Source organism: Bacillus sp. EB600, from assembly GCF_024494385.1.
In the GTDB taxonomy this organism is placed as follows: Bacteria; Bacillota; Bacilli; order Bacillales; family Cytobacillaceae; genus JAEVLT01.
In genome coordinates, this window is the sequence record NZ_JAEVLT010000016.1 from 78610 (window position 1) to 98896 (window position 20287).

Sequence of the window (20287 nt, forward strand, 5' to 3'; positions counted from 1 at the left end):
CTTTACTATCATTTTTCGTACTCTTTTTTTTCGCTAATAAACTTAAAACAAAAGGTTCACGTCTTTGTCACAAAATTCTCCTATTTATCCTGTCCAATGCCAATACGGATCTGTATATAAAAGGTGAGGGTGGATTGAGTCAATGGATAAGCAAGATAGCGGAACAGAACCATTGATCAAACAAAGAAATTAGAGGGGAGGTTTGTGGAAAAACGTTTGATTCAGGAACGCCCGTTAGTTATTCTTCCGTCTTTAGCCATGAAAATTGGCCTGCGGGAAGCAATCATTTTACAGCAGATTCATTTTTGGCTTACGGCAAGTCTGCACATCATTGAAGAACGCAGGTGGGTATATAATACCTACAAAGAATGGCAAAAACAATTTCCATTTTGGTCAGAGTGCACCATTAAGCGTTCCATCCTCCATCTCGAGGAACAGGGACTTTTGATATCGGGAAATTGGACCAGACGAAAGTGGATTTATGGCATCATGCTCTGAAAATCTACCAGTTAGAAAACTTGAAACACTTGAAGTGATCCTTGCCAAGCATCGCAATGGGCCAACTGGGACGATCGGACTGAGTTTTTAAAGCATTTACGGACAGATTGTTAATTTGGATAAGCTTGAGTGAGAAAAGGTAACTAACTTAACTAATTAATACTGAAGAGGGTGAATGGGTAATGGCAGAATTAAATGGAATTGATTGTGCAACCAAGATCCATCAAGATGTGGCTGTAGGATTAAAAGCGGCTGGAATTGAATATGTGGGGCGCTACCTGGGAGACTCCTGGAAATCGATAACCAAAAAGGAGGCAGATATACTGGTTCATGCAGGATTAAAGATTATTAGTATATGGGAAACCAATCCAACCTTTGCCGGATATTTTAGCGAGGACAAAGCGATCGCAGATGGAAAGGAGGCTATCGCTTATGCAAAATTGATTGGACAGCCAGAAGGGAGTGCCATTTATTTTGCGGTTGATTATGACGCACAGCCAGCTGATCTTCCAGCCATTTTAAGCTATTTTTTGGGTGTCCGCCAAAGTCTGGGCAAAGATTACAAAGCAGGCGTTTATGGCTCCTATGCTGTACTCGATATGCTTCAACGGTCTAGAGCAGCTGACTGTTATTGGCAGACTGCCGCATGGTCACGTGGAGAGGTCGCCGACTTTATCGATATTCTGCAATTTGGCTTTAATAAAAACATAGCAGGCATTCCAGTAGATTATAATCAGTTTGCAACAAGTGCCGGTTCGTGGGGCAAGAGTTTAGTGCCGTCACCGTCCTTTCAACCATCACCACCGCCGTCATCAGCGACCACCTATACGGTTCAGCCTGGAGATACGTTGAGTGGGATTGCAGCGCGGTATCGAACGACGGTGTTGGATATGGTAAAAGCAAACAATATAAAAGATCCCAATCTCATTTATCCTGGCCAGGTTCTGACCATCCCATCTTCAGCAGGATTAACAGAGCAGATTGAATATAGGATAAGACCAGGAGATGCCTTATCAGAAATAGCCATGAAATTTGGAACCACCGTTAACCAGTTACGGGCCTGGAATCAGATAGCTAATCCAGATTTAATCTTTGCTGGTCAAAGAATACGGGTGAAATAATGGGGCCATTTCGTATGAAAAAAAGATTAGCCAGTTCCGCCTTAATCGCGGCGTCTTTGGTTCTGCCCCTTCAACCCGTGCTGACGAAAACAGGTGATCCCCAAGTGCAGCTGGATAAGACTTTATGTTTTTTTGTTCATTATCCCGTCCCTTCATACTATTATTCTCCTATTATTTTACCTAATTGATAGCAAATGATAATTGGTAACATAATAAATTATATGATAAAAGAGAGGGAGTAAATATGGGCTTTCGGTATAGGAAAAGCTTTAAAATTGCCCCAGGGGTGCGATTAAATGTTGGTAGTAAAAGCTCAAGTATTTCTTTCGGGGGATGGGGTATGCGTTATACAATCAACAGCAAGGGAAAAAGGACAACCAGTATGGGCATTCCAGGGACTGGACTTTCCTATGTAACTACTTTATCAAGCTCTAGCAAAGGGTTTAACCGAACGAATGCTTATAGTCAACGCCAACAGCTTCAACAAAGACAAAAGAAATAGCTAAGGATGTTCAACTTCCAGATAATGGAGCCAGAGTATTAACACGCAAGTTCATAGAGGGTTAGCTCTGTATTATAAAGCCTATTCACGATTAGTTGAATGTTAGGTTTACGAGTTTTTAATGGAGAGGCGGGCATGATTGATTAATTAGACTACGGAGATTCCGGGTTCACCGCAGTTCACAAGGAATCATGCTCTCAGAGTCTCCATATTACTCTCCTATAATTATGCCAAATACTTTGATACGTTTAACTATAGCCCCTTGCTCTGTTCAATTTATACATCAAGTTGCTATCGAATCCTTCACATAAGCGCTCCAAAAAAGCTTTCAACTTTTTTCGTGTACATTACCTCATATTTGGCATAAGATCCAACATGGCCAACTCCCGTGGTTTCCCAGAACTGGAACTTGTCTTTATGTTTTTCCCACATGGTTTCACTATTCATATAAGGGACGTCCTGATCGGTTTGGCTGTGGATAAACAGAACTGGTCGCGGGTATATGCGGTCAACTGCAGAAAGAGCGTTTACCTCTTCCGGATGCATGCCGGTAAGTGGAGGGATAATGTCAAGAATCAGTGGTGTAAAAGGGAAATTCGGAAGATGTGACCAAACTGGCAAGTTGTCTTGCAAATAGGAGAGTAAATTATTAAACGGACTGTCAGCAATAACCCCAACGATGGAAGGATCGTCCGCCGCCGCAAGCAGTGATGTGGTGGCTCCCATGGAGAAACCAATCATCCCCACTTTGCCTGGATGATTTTGTTTTACCCAGTCCACCGCGCCTAGGAGGTCTTGCTTTTCCAATTGGCCGACAGTCGTTTCTGTTCCTCCTGATTCCCCAAAATCACGGAAATCAAACATGACAACATTATACCCATCGTTGACGAGCGATTTTGCTAGAGAGAGGGCTGGCAGCTCTTTCTGTAAACGGTTTTGCGCATATCCGTCAGCAAAAATAAGTGTCCTGTCCTTTTTTTCCGTTGCAGAAGGGAGAAACCAGCCTTTTAATTGGACGTCTTGGTTTCTACTCATAAACCGGATATTGTCATAGGACAGATGAAGGGATGCAGGTGTTGTCGTCACGGGTTTTCTAGCCGGATGAGTCAAACTCCATCCTACGAATACGGATATACCAAAAACGGCAATGATGGCTACAAGAAGGATAATGATAACTGCCCAAATAAGCCACTTCCATGAGATCCTTCTTCTTACCAATTGTGGTTTTGAAGTCTGCAATTTTACCATTCTTTTCTCCTCCATTCCTTCTAAGTTTCTAAATATAGAGCATTTTCAATAATAGACATTTCATATAGATCAATTAGGTCTAAGTGATTATACGTGGTGTTAGTGGTACATAGAACATTTTAGGCGGAACTAAAACAAAAGAACAAAAACCTATTGAATTTTTTATTCAATACCTGATGAAACACTCCAATTTTTATTAGTGGCGAACAGTGACTGGCACTGTTCGCTATATTCAGGGTCAGTCCCCATAGCCAACAAGTTTAATGAGACAGAAACAAGGATTAATTGGGAAATAGAAAAATCAGATTGATTTTTAAAGAATTAGAGATTTATTTTTCAATTAAAGTTAATTGACTTGAAGGCGAACCGAAATTCTTTTTTTGTATTTATCATCGGCTTTCTACTTGCAATGGGATCGCTTGTTATCTATCAGCCGTCACAGGTAATGTTCATTATCCTGATCATTTCAGGGTTCATTTCCGATGTGACTGGATCCGTTACGAAACTTTATCACTATCGGAAAGGAGTCTAATAATGGGTAATAAGCTTGTCGGCAATCATATCAGAAGATTACGATTCGACCATAATGAAATGACCCAGCAGCAACTGGCAGACAAGGCAGGTGTAACAAGACAAACCATCGTGGCTCTCGAAAAGGGAAACTACTCCCCGTCACTAGAACTTGCTTTTCGCATTGCTCCCGCCTTTAACTTACCGTTGGAAGAGGTATTTTTCTATGGGGATCACACAAAGAAGTAAGAACTATGGTGGTAATTTGCTTTACCGTTTTTTAATTTATAAAGAGAAGGGGATATCAAAATTTCAGGTATTTTGTTAAAAGCGGTACATGACTGGACATTTTTGCTTGGTCCCAATTTCATGCTGGGCATCAATTCGATGATGTACAGTTATCTATTTTTTAAATCAAAGCTCGTACCAAGATTTATATCCATCTTGGGTATGACAGGGGCAACTCTTGTTTTTATGGCAGCATTGTTAGAAATGTTTGGAGTAATTCAACAAGTTTCGGTTTGGGGTGTTATATTGTCGCTACCAGTAGCTGCTAATGAAATGATTTTAGCAGTATGGCTCATCTTTAAAGGATTCAGTGAATCTGCACTGGCTACCATGTCTACAAAAAAGAAGGCATTTGGAAGCTCCACTTGAGATAAAAAGCTCCGATACAATAAAAATAACAGACTTAGTTATGTACCACTACCTTCAATGTCATTCAAATAAGGTGCGTAAGCCTTTAGTCGAATTAAGTAATTGAAATTTTTTCCAAAAATTACTTATCAATGTGTTATCTATTATTTATAAGAATAAGTTTATCAAGGGGATAGTAGATGGTTTCAGGAGAGGCGGAGGAAAATTAATGAAAGCGATCGTTTATAACAAATACGGATCACCCGATGTTCTTCGCTTAACAGAAGTAGATAAACCGATTCCTGAGGACAATCAGGTACTAGTAAAGATTCATGCATCATCCTTGAATTATGGTAATCTAGTGCTTCTGAAAGGAGAACCCTTCTTGGCACGTTTTGCCTTCGGTCTTCTAAAACCAAAATACTCCATACCTGGAGGTGACATTGCAGGTCGGGTCGAAGCGGTTGGCAAAGATGTTAAACAGTTCCAGCCGGGTCAAGAAGTATTTGGAGACCTTTCTCTTTCTGGTTGGGGTGGTTTTGCTGAATATGTATCTGTTCCTGAGAATGCATTGGCATTAAAACCAGAGAAATTGACATTTGAGGAAGCTGCATCGGTACCTATGGCGGCAGTTACAGCCTTACAAGGTCTAAGGGATAAAGGCAAGATTCAGACGGGGCAGAAGGTATTGATTAATGGTGCCTCTGGAGGAGTTGGGACTTTTGCAGTACAGATTGCCAAAGCTTTCGAAGCAGAAGTAACAGGCGTTTGTAGTACGGGGAATTTAGAAATCCTCAAGTCCATTGGTGCAGATTATGTCATTGATTATACGAAAGAGAATTTCACCGAAAAAGAACAGAAGTATGACTTGATTCTTGCGGTTAACGGGCACCATTCGATTACAGCTTATAAGCGGTCCTTAAATGCAAATGGAACTTTTATTCATGTCGGAGGTTCGGGTGCACAAATGTTTCAAACAATGACCTTAGGTTCTTGGTTCTCACTCACTGGAAGAAAGAAAATGTCTAGCTTATTACAAAGACAAAACCAAAAAGATTTAATTGATATGAAAGAACTCCTTGAAGCCGGAAAAGTAAAACCAGTCATTGATAAAACTTTTAAGATGAGTGAAGTTAAAGAAGCATTCAAGTATTTTGAACAAGGGCACGCTCAAGGAAAAGTTGTCATCACTGTATGAAAACTTTTCGGAATAATAAACGAATAGATGAAGACCGGCGATACTCTAAGGTGGTATCGCCTTTTCTGATTAACAGATTGCTTATTGCTTTTGAAGTAATTCACTTAAAGCAACAGTGGCTTTAGGGAAAGAAGGGATTACGCCGGGGACCTCTATATTAAAAAAAGACAATAAAAAAACAGCGTCCAAATAGACGCTGGTCAGTTTAAATTATGTACAGCCGCCTTTGCCGTAGTTGGATAAGAAAGTTTTAAACCACCACTCCTCAAAGTGGGTGTTCGCAGAAACATTCCTGCATGTCCTCCATGTCATATAGACAGAGGCTAGTCATTCCTGTTTCAATTAAAACTCCCTGTTACAGCTTAAAGGTTAAAACTTTATTATATATACGAACAACGCAGCTTGTGTGATTATATTACTCTAAATATCTTGTTCGTTCAATGGAAATTGTTTCCTAATTCATCCGAGTTGGGCTTTTTCAATTTCCTTTACTTTTTCAGTGTTGTCGTCTCCGTCCGCGATCACCTTCTCGAGCTCCTCACCCAATGGCATTTCACTTTTTATTATCCTAAACCATTCATAAGCCACAACATCCTTCGTTTTTCCTCCAGGAAATACAAAAAGACTCCGGTGACATATTGATGTGTAAGATTAATGTTTTTCTGCGGTGACTGACACTCTTTATTATTGAAAAAAATATTAACAATTTGTTCATAATTTGTTAATAGTTAGTGGAAATACTGCAATCTGTAAAACCAAATATAAAATAAGGAGGACTTACAGATGAAAAAGAGGGTAATAATCTATTTATTGTCAGCGGCAGCTTTGTTTTTACTTAGTGTCAATACTGCCCAAGTTTTTGCAGCAGGAAACGAAAAAACTGTTACTCCGTCTTCAGCAGCAAATGGTCAATTCCACTCTAAAGGACATTTTAAGCATGACCCGCAGCTGGTTAAAATGGAGGCTGAAAGATTGGGGATTCAAACAGAAGGGAAAGATACGGCAAGTCTATTAAAAGAAATAAGAGAGACAAAGATAAAAAAGAACGCTCAGTCACTAGGTATTGATACGAAGGGAAAAGATTTTAAAACCCTTGCCGGCGAAGTAAGGATGGCGAAGTTAAAACAAAAAGCAAAGGAATTAGGAATCAACACGGAAAACAAGAGTTTGGATACTTTATCCGCTGAAGTTCAAGAAGCTGTAATTAAAAAAGAAGCGAAAGAATTAGGGATTTCAACCAACGGGAAACAACTTCAAGACCTAGCGCAAGAGGTGTATAAGGCACGAATTATGAAGGATGCCAAGGAACTGGGGATTTCAGTTCATAATAAAACGCTCAAAGAGCTGGCAAAGGAAGTAAGGGATAAAAGGATATATGATGCGGCAGAGAAATTAGGGATTAATACGAAAGGAAAAACAACACACGAAATTTTTGCGGAAATCATGACAAATCATGCCGACAAAGCAAAAGAATTGAATTTGTATCCTTACAAAAGAATGGGGATCTGTAACTTTAAACATCTAAAAAACTGAATGTACTCTTAAGGCGGGCAGTGCGAATAACTGTTCGCCTTTTCATTGAGTGAAAGCAGCTACAAAAAAAATGCCAGGATGATCCTGACATTTTTTCAGATATTAACTGGCAACATTTCCTGTTTGTGCATTTCCGCTTTGCCCGTTTCCGCCTTGTCCATTACCATTAAATGGTCTTTGAACTCTAATTCTTTTGATTGTTTTTCCATCGGTTTCATAATAAATTGATAAGACACTACCAGTTTGTATATCATTTAGGTTGACATTCGTTTGAGTCATTCCATTTGTTCCTCTGGTCATTTCAGTTATAGAAACATTATTAGGGATCGTTATGGTTTGTTGTTGTCCGGTATAGGAACGTGCTCTCATTCCGCCTCTTCCTTGACCGCCATTACCATTCCAATTGCCATTACCATTACCATTTCTATTAGCAGGTGCTCCATTTTCCGTACCCATATTACCATTGCCTCTTACTCCGCCATTTCTTTTGTTCATTTTCGGAAAGTTCATAAGCTTTAAAGTAACATTGTTTCCGCTTATGGAAGCAACCTCACCGTATACATTCGGTTTTTGCAAAGCTGGTCTATTCCCGCCATTACCATTCGATGTGGTTTGGTTTGAATTTCCTGAATTTGAACAACCTGCAAAAACAAAAACCATCAAAATTGAGAATAATGTTGTCAATAAGCGTTTCTTCTTCATTTCTATTCACCTCTTATGTTGGATTAATTTTTCTCAACGAATTGTCCTACTGCAAATCATTATTGAACAGGTTCCTTAATTTTTCCTTAATACAGGAAATCCTCTATTTAATAGATTTTGGTAAAATCTCCAAAGAAATTACCTCCGAGCTATACTTATCACCAGTTACAAATAGTCGTAAAGTATGGAAAAGATAAATTCCCAAAACCAGTCAGTGAAAAGATAAATTATTATTATAACCGTTTGTGCATATGAAAAATATTAATCGGAGCTGAATTGGCGGGACGATCATAGTATCGTCCCTGCTTTTGAACAAAAGGGATATGCCCATTTAAAAGGGGGGTATTCATGATTGGCTAAGGTAACAAACACAACAAATATCTTAGTATTTAAGCAAATTTTTTAAAGGAAACGGATGAAGAACACAAATTACCACTCGCACAATTAATCGAATAACTGCAGCGATCGTTACCTACCAATGACCCCATTATTAAAAAAGTGGCCACATTCCGGAAAGTAATTGTGAATTTTGAGCTAATTTTAGTTGAAATCACGTAAATATGGTTATAGAAATAATCCCGACAATTAAATGCAGGCGTTGAATAATAAGTTTTGCCTCCTATTCAATCACCAGTTTTTTCTTTTTTCAACTGACTTTTTTTGATTAACCACCCATTCCTACTGAAGGATTACGATAATTGCAAAATGAGAATGATATTCGCCTATTTAGATTGATTGCAGGAAAGCAGGCTAAAAAAGCCAAAAGGCGAAAAGAAAAAAAAGAAAAAAAAGGGTGAATATCGTGAATTTTGGTAAGAAGATTATCAGGAGGCTAGCCAACCTCGTAACGAGTGTTATGGCTCAGGACGAGAATACGAAGATTAATGGACCGAAGGAGATACAGGACGGTTTGGCGGAGTTGGCTGGAGAGGCGGCCGCAGAAGGAATTGTATTACTGAAAAACCAAGGAGGAATTCTGCCATTAGCGGCAGACAAACCAGTGTCAGTGTTCGGGAGGGTTCAGATCGATTATTTTACCGTCGGATATGGGTCCGGAGGCGATGTTAAAGCTCCATATACCATAAATTTACTGGATGGCTTAAGGGAAAACCCCACAATACAGATCAACAAACAATTGGCAGGAATTTACGAAGCGTGGTGCGGCAAAAACAAAGCGGATCATGGGTCCTGGGGCCATTGGCCAAGATTCCATCAGGAAATGCCCATAGACGAGGCATTGGTGATGCAAGCTGCTGAAGCTTCGGATGTGGCAATAGTCGTCATTGGACGCGGAGCTGGCGAGGATCGGGAGAATGTGCTTGAAAAGGGCAGCTATTATTTGTCGGATCAAGAAGTAAATTTGCTGGATAAGGTTACGGCTGCTTTTAAAAAGGTGGTAGTTCTGCTAAATTGCGGGAGTATTATCGACATGTCGTGGGTGGAACAATTCGGTGATCGTATCAGTTCCATTCTGTATGTATGGCAGGGCGGCATGGAGAGCGGCCGCGCCGTGGCAAATGTGCTTTCCGGTGCCGTGACGCCTTCCGGAAAGCTGACGGCTACGATTGCAAACCGGTACAAAGACTATCCAAGCTTCAAAAATTTTGGCAATATGGAGTTTAACAACTATGTGGAAGATATTTTTGTTGGATACCGCTACTTTGAAACCTTTGCAAAGACGGCAGTAAAATACCCCTTCGGATATGGTCTGAGTTATACTTATTTTGAAATAGAAGCAATGAGCGTGGCAGAAAAGAGAGGAAAGATTTTCGTGGACGTGATTGTGAAGAATCGTGGTGATAAATATGCCGGCAAGGAAGTGGTGCAGGTGTACTACGGTGCGCCACAGGGTGTCCTTGGGAAGGCGGTAAAATCCTTGGTGGCCTACGGCAAAACAAAGCTTTTGCAGCCTGGAGAAAGCCAGGGACTGACACTGGTTTTTGATGTGGCACATATGGCATCCTACGATGACGGTGGAAAGACTGGTTACAAATCGGCTTTTGTCCTCGAAGCCGGAGACTACCCGATATATGTAGGCAATAACGTTCGAACTGCAGAGGTCCAGGGCATTTATACACAACCGACCCTTAAGGTGATACAACAGTTTGCGGAAGCTGCAGCCGTAAGGCCGGAACATAAATTTGAACGAATGGTAGCGAAGGCAGATAGGGCAGAACGTGTAGCTGTCACATATGAGCCGGTGCCGACTGTGACAACTTCCTTAAAGGATACGATTCAGTCTCGATTTCCGAAGGCCGTTCCTCAGACAGGTGACAAGAGGTATAAGTTAATTGATGTGAAAAAAGCCAGTGTGACGATGGGGCAATTTATTGCTCAGCTGTCCTTGGATGAATTGGAGGCCCTCTGCCGTGGTGACTATACCATGAACAGTCCTTTAGGCACACCAGGTAATGCCGCTGTGTTCGGCGGTGTTCTCTCATCACTAAGAGACAAAGGCGTGGTGCCGGTTACCACCTCTGACGGGCCATCTGGTATCCGCCTAAGTGCATATGCCTCCCTACTGCCTATTGGGACAAATCTGGCCTGTACATGGAACGAAGCTTTGGTAGAACGCTTGCACCAAAAGCTGGGAGCGGAAATGATTAATAAAGGCTCTCATGTATTATTGTCACCGGGCATGAATATCCAGAGAGACCCCTTGTGTGGGCGGAATTTTGAGTATTTCTCTGAAGATCCGTTGTTGACAGGGCGCATCGCGGTAGCCTTTGTAAGGGGAATCCAATCCCAGGGCGTTTCGGCCTGTCCAAAGCATTTTGCCTGCAACAATCAAGAGACAAATCGTACCCATCATGATTCCCGTTTATCGGAGCGGGCCCTAAGGGAGATTTACTTAAAGGGCTTTGAAATCTGTGTGAAAGAAGCTAAACCGCAAAATATGATGACCTCTTATAATAAAATCAATGGCGTGTGGGGCCATTATCATTACGAACTGTGTACCATCATTTTACGGGAGCAATGGGGGTACAAAGGAAATGTTATGACTGATTGGTGGATGCAGCCGTCGGCAGATCCTAATTTCCCGAAATTGCGTAATAATGCATATCGAGTACGGGCTCAGGTGGATGTTCTAATGCCGGGTGGAAAAAGGAAGATGCTCAAAAAGAGAAAGCAGGATCCATCGCTGTTGGAGTCCTATGATAAACCAGGAGGGATTACACTTGGGGAAATGCAGCGATGCGCTGCCAATGTATTGCGCTTCGTAATGATTAGCGCACCATTCGCTGAAGCTAACGGGCTTCCGTATCATGAATACAAGCCTGGAAAAACGAAAGAATGAACTGAATGGGCAATATAGCAGTGATGGTATTATTATTTTAATCGGTTTAATACAGTGTTAAAAAATTATTGACCTCACATAAGATTTACACCATTTTTACCGGAATCTAAAAAGGGGAAATCTATAATCAGATGTCCCAATTCTTATTAACAGTTATAACCTAATAGGTTGTTTTCATTACAGACTCGGGAGGATAGCAAGATGGGTTTAAACTTTCGCAAAAGCTTTAAGATTGCTCCAGGAATACGAATGAATGTCGGAAAAAAAGGAGTGGGTGTGAGCTTTGGGGTTCCAGGTTTAAGGTACACGATTAACAGCAGTGGAAGAAAGACGACAACTGTGGGAATCCCAGGCTCAGGAATTTCCTATTCTACAACATCAGGCTCGAGGAGCTATAAAACTCCTGCCTATCAGAGAAGAAGCGAACTGGCCCGATTACAAAGAGAACAGCGGAAGCTCCAGGAACAAGAATACGCAAGGCTTCAGGTCACCCTTTACGAAAACAAACTAGATCAGATTCGTTCCATTCATCAAGAATGCGATGATCCGGTTGATTGGAAGGAGGTCTATCGTCGTTTAGCCCCATTTAAAAATGGACAGGAAGGACCGAATACGAAAGCAGCCAGGGAACAGTTGGAATCCTACCAACCAAGCGTCATGGAGCGTATTTTTAATAAAACGGAAGCTAAACTGCAAGAATTAGCACAGGAAGTTGAAAAAGCAAAAGCAAAGGATGCAGAATTGTGGAACAGCTGGAAACATATGCATACGGTTGCTGAAAAAATCTTGAAACGAGATATGGATTCATACCTTGAAGTGATTCAAGAATATACCCCATTAGATGATTTAGTTGAATTTGGGAGCGGATTCGAGTTTGGTACGGATAATCCAAACATCATGCAGGTTTCCTTTGAAGTAAATGCGCTCAATGTTATCCCCAATAAAGCACTATCTCTTACAAAAACGGGAAAGCTTTCTGAAAAGCCTTTATCAAAAACAGCATATTATGATCTTTACCAAGATTACGTTTGCAGCTGCGCATTACGCATCGCAAGAGATCTGTTTGCACTGTTACCGGTTTATTACGTATTTGTCCATGCATATGAAGAGGTTATTAATACGGCGACGGGACACAAACAAGAACAGGCTATTTTATCGGTAAAATTTGATCGGCCTATGCTAAATCGCCTGAACTTTGAAAATCTCGATCCATCTGATGCCTTAGTAAACTTCCCGCACAAAATGAAATTTAAGAAAACATCAGGATTTGAGGATATTGGAACAGTGCTGGATGATTAGGGGAATATTACAAATGGGGATCCACACAAATGCTCTGGGACTCGACTCATAACCAATGAGGCGGAAGCCTTAGTAGACTTCTCGACACCTTGGGTTTTCTTTCGCATATTACGAACCTATTTATTTTTACCAGGCAAAGAAATGTTGAAAGAACTAAATAGGAAAGTGAAAAAATCAAAGGGAAGACAAAAGGTGCTCCTATTCTATTAGTGGAGGAAAAACCATCGTTTTGAACCGTCGCTTTGGTGAAAGAAAAGGTTAAGAAACAGAAGAGAAAAAATGGGCGGACATTAGGAAATTATTAAAAAGGAAAAAAAGGAACAGGGTCATTTTAATGCCCTATTCTCCTTTTTCCACTGAAGTTGAAAAGTAAATGGAAAATTTTCGTATTAATTCAATTTAATTACTTTTGTGCAAGGCCAGTAGGACTGACCCCATAGCCACTGAAACCAGTACCTGACACCGTAATAAGACATTTTTTCATATCTGTCTTTCTGCGGTGTCAGGCATTTTTTTCAATTTTGATTGTTGACCAAAGCTTTATTTAGCAATGTCCAACGATTGTTTTTCAGTAGCTAAAACTTTACGACCTTGATGATTTGCTAAGAAAACAGCTAATGCAGCAATAATCCCTGGTATGGCAAATATCATGAAGTTAATCTGTAAAGTCAATTTTGAAGCTAGTAAAATACCGCCAATGGTTGGCCCAAGTATTCCTCCAATTCGTCCGACCCCTAATGCCCATCCCAGCGCTGTTGAACGCATAGTAACCGGATAGAATTGGGAAGTATAGGAATGTGTAAGGTTTTGTGTTCCAACTGTTGCAGCTCCCGCAATCGCTATTAATATATATAATAAAACCATATTGGTTGCATAACCCAGACTAGAAATTGAAATAAAGGCGATCAAAAAGAATAGAATAAGAGCTTTACCAACACCCCAGCGATCGGCTAACCATCCCATTAGAACGGCACCTACTGTAGCCCCCACATTTAACGCCAGGAGAAAGCTTAAACTTGAACCAAGAGGGAATCCAGCTTCGGTCATGAATTTAGGCAGCCATGTATTCAGTCCGTAGAGCATTAGTAACGACATGAAGTATGTCAACCAGATCATTACTGTTAAAAAGCCTCTTTTCTCCGTAAATAAATTTTTAACTGGAGATGAATCTTGTTTTGGTTTATTTAAAACGAATGTTTCATTTTCTGATGGCTGATAGGTTGCATTAACCTTTACAAGAATATTTTGTATTCTTTTTTGATCATTTTTAGCAATCAACGTCCCAATTGAGTCCGGTAAAAATTTTGCCAGGAAAGGCAAAAACAATAATGGAAGAGCACCAAAGAAGAAAACGGACTCCCATCCAAAATTAGGGATCAAAAACATACTTAGGAAAGCAGCTGTAACTCCACCGATTGAATATCCAGCCATAATTGCAGCGATCATCCTGCTGCGGGTTCCTGCTGGAGAATATTCACTGATTAATCCAATGACATTAGGCATCATGCCTCCTAGTCCTAAACCAGTAATGAATCTAAAAACTCCAAATATTTCTGGACTTGGAGCCAATCCTGTAAGAAACATAAATAGACTGAAGATAGAAACACAAATCAAGATAATCTTTTTTCGGCCTAGCTTATCTGCCAAGGTTCCAAATAGGAATGCTCCAAACATCATGCCAAATAAAGCATAACTTCCATACATTCCTGCTTGAACAGGAGAAATTCCCCATTCCTTCATTAAAGTAGGAACCACTGCACCATAGATGACTAAATCAAAACCATCAAACAGCATTAAGGCAGCTCCCCAAAAAAGTATCATCCAATGAAACTTATTAAATTTTGCTACTTGAATAAATTTTTCTGCGTTTGTTTCCAGCATACATCCAACCCCTTTAATAATATTGAGCATATATAATTAGCCTTGTTTTAAAATTTTTTATAGGCTATTAATAGTTCGTTGAAAAATTCCCCTTGTCGATTGTTCTATAGAAAGCCATTCATCTTCAATCTTTTCCTATTTATAACTATTAAGTTGTATAATATAGTGTTTTTAGATTAATCTTTTCTCTTATTTGGAAAGGTGAAATAATTTTAAAAAAATGACTTTGTCGTACATAATCGATTAATTAAAAAATTCCATTTTAATAGAGTTGCATACAATTCGTAATTTTCGGAAATTAGACGTGAAAAGTTCACATACAGTTTGTGAAAAGGGGCTGCCCCAAAAGGATGTCTACTTTCTTAGAAACCATCCTAAGTATGTTTTTCGGAAAGTGTATACATTATACTGCCTGATGGATGGGGCTGCCTGGTCCCATTAGAATAGGAACATTATATTTGGTTAACGTTTTAAACTGCAACATGACCATCTTCAAGAATTAAGTTATGAGGGTAATTACTACTTCTTAGGCAATCGCTTCCATCAACTTGTCCACTTAATGCATTCAGACAATGTGTGTAAAAATCCACTGAATTTAGAAGATTTGTAACGCAATACACCATACCCTAGTTTTTTGTAACGGATATTCAAGCTTATCCATCAATGATTTTATTATCAGAATATAGTATAAATTTATATTATTTGGAAAATAATATCAACTAAAAATTTATTTTGGTAAAACTTGGAAAATCCAAAATAAATTTTTGCTTTTTAGTGTTAACATTTTAAATAACTTATATCTTCAATCTTTATAGGCTCAATTGGAATGTATCTTTTCCTTGGGGCATTGGCGGTTGGTATTGCCTTGATACTAAATTATTCCTATTTGGTTTTCAAAAGGATAGTGGATAGAATCCAAATGTACTATTATTGAAATAGCAATCGCGGTCACTGACTTTGAAAAATCCTAGGTCCTGTCCCTGGAAAAATGGAAGAGCTGATTACACGCGGTGAGGCGGTCGTGTATTTTACAATCGGGGGTTTTTGCGAGCAAATGGAGAAAACGGCCTAGGAGGAGAAAATTAATTACTGAATCATCCAATTGGGGCACAGAGGATGCCAAACAGTGCTCTGGGGAAGTCTTTGATGAACCCGTACCAATACCTTGACCCAATCTATCTATATCAAACAAAAGGATATCCATATAAGAAATTAGATATCCTTTTTATCACTTTTTTCGTACAAATTTTCGTTTAATCTATCTTTTTTTATAAAAATTATTAGATTCTGGAATCAAATAATGTCATATTTTTTTGTAATTTTTTACATTTAAATTATTGAAATTTTTATTATTCTTTTATATATTTTAATTGTACTAGCACTCATTCCACTCGAGTGCTAACAAAGCTAATTGGAGGAAGGAGGTTTGTACGAGTCCATTTTTTACTTAAGGTCTATAGGGGCTACGTAAATTTCAAATACAATACAGGAAGGGGTGTGTTTAATCATGTCATTTGTCCATTTTGATGAGGTTTACGACATTTGCTGTGAAGTGTGTATAAACTCACTTGAAAGGACAGAACCAAAGCTTTGGAATGATTCCAACAAAAAATGAAAAATGAAAACTTACAGCAAGACCTTTCGAAACATAATCTATGCCAATCCTCACATTTATCTCTTAAAAATTTGACGGTTTTCATAGCTTATCTTTTGACAGAGGAGGTGTTTCTTATTGGAAATGCACGATCCTGTATGTATTTATTGCGGTGAACCACTTTCCAAATGGGAAAGAACTAGAAGCTACTGCTGGAATTGTGATGAGTTGACGACCTCTGAGCCTTGTCACGAAGAAGATGATGGTGATTGGATTCACTCATTGTTTTAATTGTTAATAGTGGAACAAATGAATGAATACCCCTTCAGAAGAATCTTGCATGTAACTTTTCTTTAAGACAAAAGAGCCAAATAGACCTTAGAAAACAAATTACTAATCAAATAAGATAAGTGGAGGTTTTCTATGAATATTAAAACAGGTTTATGGTTAAGACTCCCACAACTTTTTCGATTACGTTTGTTGAATGCTAGGATGAAAAAGCAAAAAAAAGAACATAAAAAGTAATGGCTACAAGTTGCATTATAAAATATTTACAATTACTAATTTATAATGTTTTGTTTAGCAAAAAAAAGGAGGAATCAATATATGACTACTTTATCTCCATTCAGAAGAAGAAAAAGAGATTTAAGGAGTGGTATGTGGGATTTATTCTCGGATTTCTTCAACGATAGTTTCTTTGCACCTGTTCTAAGTGACACTCACCACTTCCGCACTGATATTAAAGATGATGGTGACCAATATGTAATTGAGGCGGAATTGCCTGGCCTTGAAAAGGATGACATCATTGTTGAATACAGTAATAATTATTTAATGATTTCTGCAAAAAGAGAAGCAGATATGAAAGTTGAGGATGAAAACTATATTCGTCAGGAAAGATACTTCGGCAACTTTATCCGTCGTTTTTATGTGGAAGACATTGATGACAATGCCATTGACGCTACATTTAAAAATGGAATTCTCACTTTGAAGTGCCCAAAATTAATGCTTACAAATACAGACAAAAAACGCATTGAAATTCATTAATATGTGACATAACGTTCAAAAGCCTCATGGTGAAATGATGGGGGACTCCTAGTATGAAAAAAAGATTGGCAGGATCCGCCTTAATCGCTTCATCTTTGATGGTAGTCTTTCATCCTTTGTTGCTGGATACTAGTAAAACCCAGCAAAGTGAATTTCAAACAGGGTCCGTAATGAGGGCCATTCCTTCTGGGCAAATGCCGGTAACGTTGGTTGAAACAATCGATGGAGACACCATTAAAGTGAAGCTAAATGGAAAAGTAGACACTGTTCGCTATTTATTGGTCGATACTCCGGAATCAAAAAAGCCGGGGATGTGTGTCCAGCCATACGCAGTGGAGGCTTCGGAACGAAATAACCAATTAGTTCGAGCCGGCCGGTTAACCCTTGAGTTTGAACAAGGGGTACCAAGGGATGCCTACGGACGTCTCCTTGCATATGTTTATGCAAACGGTCAATCTGTTCAGGAAATGTTAGTAAAAGAAGGCTTCGCCCGTGTCGCTTACATTATGAATCCCCCATATAAATATCTCTCTATCTATCAGAATGATGAAACATCTGCAAAAAGAAATAAAGTAAAAATCTGGAGCAAGCCAAACTATGTTTCACAATGGGGATTTAATGGATGTGGAAAATGATCCTGGAACAATGGGGTCAGTGCCCTATGACATTAATGCTTTTAAATACAAGTGCCAGGCATTCCAGAAGGACAATTGTCCTTCTGTGGTGCCTGGCACTAAAATTTGAAAAAGTTTGTGAAAAAATGTACTTACGCTAACTGATTGGACTTTGTTCCCCATTCAAACTAATGAACACTTGAAATTAATAATTGATATTCTTTATAATATTAAGCTACGAGAAAGGGGTTTAGGGTTATCCTGGGTAGTAGTACATCTTAGGATCATATGTTAGAATATTATTAAAATAAAGATATTAAAGAGGATTTTAATGATGTTAAAACAGGATGATTCTATTGTTATTCAAGCAAAAGAACGCTGTAAAGAGTACGGTATTGATCCAACTATTGTACCAACATTTACACAATGCTTATCTTCTGAAGCTTATGCTAAGAAAATCACGACATACTCCGAAATATTAAATGTAGTAAAATTTTTTATAAAAAAATTTCTCTCTTCAGTTGAAGGTACTCCGATTCTTGTTGCGGTAACAGATGAAAAGGGACATATCCTAAAATTCGAAGGTGATTCGACAATTCTGCATGCCGTCAAACAATTGGGAATTAAAGAAGGAGTTCGTTATGTTGAGAAAGATGCTGGAGTAAACGCTGTATCGTTAGCCCTTCAATATGATCAACCTATTCAATTGGTTGGAGAAGACCATTACTGCCAAGTATATTATGATGCTGCATGTTATAGTGTACCCTTTCGAAATAAAGGCAATACAAAACCTCTGGGTACGATCTCGTTATTAACTTATATCCCACATGATAACCCATTGTTATTAGTGATGTTACATACCATCGTTGATTCTATAGAACGAGAACTGCTAGTTCAGGAAAAAAATAAGAAGCTTTTTATTTTGAATCAGGGACTGCTTCAAACGAGTTATCAAGCGGTCATTGTTACAGATGCCAAAGGGGATATTATAGATTGTAACGAAAATGGAAAACAAATTTTAAAGTTAATGTGTCCAAAAAGAAGCGATTATGAAAGTTCTAGTATTCTTTATGCAGAAAAGATAGGTTCCTATTTTAAGGATGTGCTTTCAGACAAACAAGAAATTATAGGAATTGAAATATCTATAGCTATAGATGACGCTCTTCAATATTTTATTTTAGATGTTATCCCAATTTTTGATGATAGAAATTCGCTCATTTACATTGTTGGAAGTCTTCGGGACATCAGCGAAATGAAAAGCACAGAAGCGTACTTACGTAATACTGAAAAGCTTTCTGTAGTGGGGCAGATGGCTGCAGGTGTTGCTCACGAAATCCGTAATCCATTAACAACCATTAAGGGACTGCTTCAGTTTTCAAAGGATCAATTTAAGCCTGATCATTACAAACTCCTTATGTCTGAAATAGATCGAATGAACTTCATTGTAAGTGAGCTTCTGGTTTTGGGAAAACCTCATGTTGTTCATTATAGTAAAGTAGAGTTAATTTCAATAATGGATGATATTTTGAAAATATTTGAAAGCCAAGCTGTGATGAATGGTATTTCCATTACGAGAGATATCAATAGGTTTGGGACTATTTATTGTGACCCAAATCAAATCAAACAGGTATTTATTAATATTCTTAAGAATGCCATGGAAGCAATACCTTTTGGAGGAAATATTCATGTCACAGTGGATATTGAGGGATCGGAGCAACTTATTCGCTTTATAGATAATGGAGAGGGTATACCTGAAGACGTGTTGAACAAAATAGGACAACCTTTTTGTACTACGAAAAAAGATGGAAATGGTTTAGGTATTATGGTTACCAAGAAAATCATTGAATCCCATAATGGGAAAATTCAATTTAACAGTCAAGTTAAATCAGGTACCACAGTTGAAATTCGCCTTCCTTTACTTAATTTGTGATTTATCAAGCTTCCATTTTACTGTGACAAAGGTAATTCAACCTTATTTTTTTAGTGAAAGTAAGATTGTGAAAAATTATACTTGAACTATAGGGGCGTTAGTTGAAGAAGCTATCGAAAATAGATAAGAGAAATGGCTCAGTATAGTGAACTGAGCTATTTTATTTTCATTACAAAAACAGATACAAAAAGCGGGACAAATTTAATTCCAAACGGGTTTTTCGATAGGAAACGGAACCCGTTTGGAATAATCCTAGTCTTTTTTTAATTATGTATTTTTGTAGATTCACAGAAAAAAGAATTCTTAATTAGTATCAGCCCCAGCCTTCGCTTGATACCTATGATAACCCCACTCGTTATCCCTAACCATCTTTATTATAAATGAAAACGCTTACAAATGTCAAATGATTTAGTTGCTATTTCATAAATATGTCATAAATAATGACTAAAATATTTATGAAAGTAATGGCACCATCTATTTAATTGCTTTATTCTTTATTAAATAACCTTTTGAAAAATAAGAACCTTATTAATAAAAAACATAAGGGCTTGGAACGGAAACATTAACAGATCTTATCAATCCATCAATCTTTTGAGGAATTTTTATGATTAAGAAGTTTATTAAGCTGTTTTTAATATTAATTACTCAACTTTCGCACACTGAAATAGGCAGGTAATTA

General features: G+C 38.5%; 16 protein-coding genes and 1 other RNA gene. 13 read left to right on the plus strand and 4 right to left on the minus strand.

What is annotated here, in order from left to right; genetic code table 11:
- Positions 1-204: 204 nt before the first annotated feature.
- The 3 genes from JN080_RS16705 to JN080_RS16715 all read left to right on the plus strand — a co-directional run bounded on the left by JN080_RS16705 (position 205) and on the right by JN080_RS16715 (position 2121).
- Positions 205-498, plus strand: coding sequence for a hypothetical protein (locus JN080_RS16705; protein WP_256237125.1), 294 nt, complete (start codon positions 205-207; stop codon positions 496-498).
- Positions 499-680: 182 nt separating this feature from the next.
- On the plus strand, positions 681-1619 hold the full coding sequence (locus JN080_RS16710) for a LysM peptidoglycan-binding domain-containing protein (protein ID WP_256237126.1): 939 nt from the start codon (positions 681-683) through the stop codon (positions 1617-1619).
- 244 nt (positions 1620-1863) lie between these two features.
- Positions 1864-2121, plus strand: a complete 258-nt coding sequence (locus JN080_RS16715; protein ID WP_256237127.1) for a DUF4236 domain-containing protein — start codon at positions 1864-1866, stop codon at positions 2119-2121.
- 303 nt (positions 2122-2424) lie between these two features.
- On the opposite strand, the gene JN080_RS16720 is transcribed toward JN080_RS16715, so the two are convergent.
- On the minus strand, positions 2425-3369 hold the full coding sequence (locus JN080_RS16720) for an alpha/beta hydrolase (RefSeq protein WP_256237128.1): 945 nt from the start codon (positions 3367-3369) through the stop codon (positions 2425-2427).
- Positions 3370-3903: 534 nt separating this feature from the next.
- On the opposite strand from JN080_RS16720, the gene JN080_RS16725 reads away from it, so the two are divergent.
- From JN080_RS16725 to JN080_RS16735, 3 genes are all read left to right on the plus strand, one after another.
- Positions 3904-4128, plus strand: coding sequence for a helix-turn-helix transcriptional regulator (locus JN080_RS16725; protein ID WP_256237129.1), 225 nt, complete (start codon positions 3904-3906; stop codon positions 4126-4128).
- A 72-nt stretch (positions 4129-4200) separates the two neighbouring features.
- A complete protein-coding gene (locus JN080_RS16730) occupies positions 4201-4536 on the plus strand; it encodes a DUF4386 domain-containing protein (RefSeq protein WP_256237130.1) in 336 nt (111 codons plus the stop codon).
- Between the two features lie 208 nt (positions 4537-4744).
- Positions 4745-5713 carry an NAD(P)-dependent alcohol dehydrogenase gene (locus tag JN080_RS16735; protein WP_256237131.1) on the plus strand — a complete coding sequence of 323 codons (969 nt, stop codon included), beginning with the start codon at positions 4745-4747 and terminating at the stop codon, positions 5711-5713.
- Positions 5714-5926: 213 nt separating this feature from the next.
- Here the strand turns inward: JN080_RS16735 and ssrS are convergent.
- Positions 5927-6120: non-coding RNA, 6S RNA (gene ssrS / locus JN080_RS16740), on the minus strand.
- Positions 6121-6496: 376 nt separating this feature from the next.
- Here ssrS and JN080_RS16745 point away from each other — a divergent pair.
- Positions 6497-7246 carry a hypothetical protein gene (locus JN080_RS16745; protein WP_256237132.1) on the plus strand — a complete coding sequence of 250 codons (750 nt, stop codon included), beginning with the start codon at positions 6497-6499 and terminating at the stop codon, positions 7244-7246.
- A 102-nt stretch (positions 7247-7348) separates the two neighbouring features.
- Here JN080_RS16745 and JN080_RS16750 read toward each other — a convergent pair whose 3' ends face one another.
- Entirely contained in the window at positions 7349-7948 is a 600-nt protein-coding gene (locus JN080_RS16750; RefSeq protein WP_256237133.1) for a hypothetical protein, read from the minus strand.
- A gap of 802 nt (positions 7949-8750) precedes the next feature.
- On the opposite strand from JN080_RS16750, the gene JN080_RS16755 reads away from it, so the two are divergent.
- Positions 8751-11246 carry a glycoside hydrolase family 3 protein gene (locus JN080_RS16755; RefSeq protein ID WP_256237134.1) on the plus strand — a complete coding sequence of 832 codons (2496 nt, stop codon included), beginning with the start codon at positions 8751-8753 and terminating at the stop codon, positions 11244-11246.
- 201 nt (positions 11247-11447) lie between these two features.
- Positions 11448-12545 carry a DUF4236 domain-containing protein gene (locus JN080_RS16760; protein ID WP_256237135.1) on the plus strand — a complete coding sequence of 366 codons (1098 nt, stop codon included), beginning with the start codon at positions 11448-11450 and terminating at the stop codon, positions 12543-12545.
- 540 nt (positions 12546-13085) lie between these two features.
- Here JN080_RS16760 and JN080_RS16765 read toward each other — a convergent pair.
- The gene (locus tag JN080_RS16765) at positions 13086-14426 is read right to left on the minus strand and encodes an MFS transporter (RefSeq protein WP_256237136.1); all 1341 of its coding nucleotides are present in this window, start codon (positions 14424-14426) and stop codon (positions 13086-13088) included.
- A gap of 1732 nt (positions 14427-16158) precedes the next feature.
- Between JN080_RS16765 and JN080_RS16770 the strand changes: the two genes are divergently transcribed.
- The 4 genes from JN080_RS16770 (at position 16159) to JN080_RS16785 (ending at position 19608) form a co-directional block, all read left to right on the plus strand.
- Positions 16159-16311: a hypothetical protein gene (locus tag JN080_RS16770; protein ID WP_256237137.1), complete on the plus strand. Its 153-nt coding sequence runs from the start codon at positions 16159-16161 to the stop codon at positions 16309-16311.
- A gap of 315 nt (positions 16312-16626) precedes the next feature.
- Positions 16627-17064, plus strand: a complete 438-nt coding sequence (locus tag JN080_RS16775; RefSeq protein WP_256237138.1) for an Hsp20/alpha crystallin family protein — start codon at positions 16627-16629, stop codon at positions 17062-17064.
- A 53-nt stretch (positions 17065-17117) separates the two neighbouring features.
- A complete protein-coding gene (locus JN080_RS16780; protein ID WP_305474102.1) occupies positions 17118-17699 on the plus strand; it encodes a thermonuclease family protein in 582 nt (193 codons plus the stop codon).
- Positions 17700-18009: 310 nt separating this feature from the next.
- Positions 18010-19608, plus strand: a complete 1599-nt coding sequence (locus JN080_RS16785) for an ATP-binding protein (RefSeq protein ID WP_256237139.1) — start codon at positions 18010-18012, stop codon at positions 19606-19608.
- The last annotated feature ends 679 nt before the right edge of the window (positions 19609-20287 follow it).